At 58.9% G+C, this 1,952-nt stretch carries 1 protein-coding gene and 2 pseudogenes; 2 read left to right on the forward strand and 1 reads right to left on the reverse strand.

Annotated features, from left to right (window positions below):
- Positions 1-343 (forward strand): rhodanese-like domain-containing protein (locus tag VGP39_RS09450; RefSeq protein WP_327567845.1); only part of this gene is annotated, 343 nt, incomplete at its 5' end.
- A 193-nt stretch (positions 344-536) separates the two neighbouring features.
- Here VGP39_RS09450 and VGP39_RS09455 read toward each other — a convergent pair.
- A pseudogene (locus VGP39_RS09455) lies at positions 537-1,661 on the reverse strand (IS4 family transposase); the annotation flags it as partial.
- 210 nt (positions 1,662-1,871) lie between these two features.
- On the opposite strand from VGP39_RS09455, the pseudogene rpsJ reads away from it, so the two are divergent.
- Positions 1,872-1,952: pseudogene (gene rpsJ / locus VGP39_RS09460) on the forward strand (30S ribosomal protein S10); the annotation flags it as partial.

The raw sequence follows: 1,952 nt of genomic DNA on the forward strand, positions 1-1,952 counted from the left end.
CGCTATTGCAGCATACCGCAAGGGCGCGGCAAGCGACGTGGTGATAGTCGATATCCGCGACCCCAGAGAGATCGAACGCGATGGCAGAATTCCCGGCGCATTCTCCTGTACCCGCGGTATGCTGGAATTCTGGATCGACCCGCAAAGCCCCTATGCCAAGCCGATCTTCCAGGGCGACAAGAAGTTCATCTTCCATTGCGCCGGCGGCCTGCGTTCGGCGCTGGCGGCCAAGACCGCGCAGGACATGGGCCTGAAGCCGGTCGCGCATCTCGGCGGCGGCTTTGCCGCCTGGCGCGACGCCGGCGGCCCGGTGGAGAAGTGGGAGCCGAAGAAAAGGGGTTAGTTTCGTCATACGCGGGCTTGACCCGCGTATCCATCACTCTTCGATAAAGGGTCTTTCGAAGGGGATGGATTGCCGGGTCGAGCCCAGGAGCGTCCGGCACGAGTCATGCATGATGCTCCTTCGGGGTAGCGGCGCGCAAGATACGACGTTTTTGGGCTGCGCGTGTTGAGGCGGGCGCGAACTCGAACCTGGGTTGATCCGGCTGCGGCGGCGGCGGCGGCATGAGAAGCTCTGCGATGGCGCGCCGCTGCATTAGATTTGTCTTGATCAACCGGGTGAAGGCGAGCGGGCTTTTCATGATCTTGTTGGCATCGTGAGCCAGCCTGAGCAACAGAAAGCCGATCAGCGCCACCGTAATCTGGATGCGAACCGCGGTTTCGGATATTCCAAAGAAGTGGTCGATCTTGAGGGCTTGCTTGATCCAGCGAAAGAACAGTTCGATCGCCCAGCGCCGCTGGTAGAGGTCGGCAATCTCCTGGGCGCTGGCTTCAAGATCGTTGGTGAAGATCCGCAGCACCTTACCGGTCTCGATGACGACCTGGACCTCACGAACCAATTTCGACATCGGATTGCGCCGCGAGGCCGCCAGCCGCCCGGGGAGATATCCAGTCCGATCGCTCAAGATCGGCGTTGCTGCCGGCACCGGACGCTGCTCGACGGCCGTAAAAGGCGTGTTGCTCTTCAGTCGGGTTACGATGCGGCAATTGGCTTCATCCAGCATCGCCCACCAGCCGTAATCGTAATAGCCGAGATCGAACACATAAGTCGCCCCGGCTTCGATCGGCATCTGCTTGGCGGCCACAATGTCGTTGATATGTGAGGCCGTTACCATCAGGTATAACGGCTGGTCGGCATCGGGATCATAGACGATGTGAGCCTTGGCCCCGCAGACGCCACTGGAGAAGGTGGCCCAATGGCCGCTTAAGGTGGAGAGCCGCACACTGGTCGAGTCAATCAGGCGGACGCAATCGCGGACTTTCCGCCGGTAACCGGCCTGCAATTGCCGCATCAGCACCGAAAGCAAATCGCCAAAAATCCCGGCCGTGGCACGCGAGTTGTTGGCCGTCGACAGCGCCGACTTCGAGATCGCGCAACCGCCCACATGATAAAGCTTGCCGGCATGGCTTTTCAGGTTCGCTTCAATCTCGCGTAACCCCCGTGCCCCGCAAAATTGCCCCAGCAGCATCGCGATCAGGTGCGGCTTGCTTTTGGTCGCCCGTTCGTCCCGACAGCCATCATGTTGTTCCACAAGCCGATCGAAGACCGCCCACGGAATCTGCTTCAATAGCTCATGAAAAACGATATTCTGATGCGGCACGGTGTTGATCCTCTTCGTGTCCAGATGATTCGTAACCAGCTGAACCTAAGAAGAATCAATGCCGTGCACTTTCTCAAGCAGAAATCGTGCCGGACGCTATTGGGCTTGACCCGGGCATCCATCTTCTTCGCAAGACTCTTCTGAAGATCGATGGATTGCCGGGTCAAGCCCGGCAATGACGGACAGAAGAGCGCAACAGAGATCGACACTATGAACGGCCAAAATATTCGCATACGTCTCAAGGCGTTCGACCATCGAATCCTCGATTCGTCGACGCGTGAGATCGTGAAC

The organism is Bradyrhizobium sp. (assembly GCF_036009065.1).
Classification (GTDB): domain Bacteria; phylum Pseudomonadota; class Alphaproteobacteria; order Rhizobiales; family Xanthobacteraceae; genus Bradyrhizobium.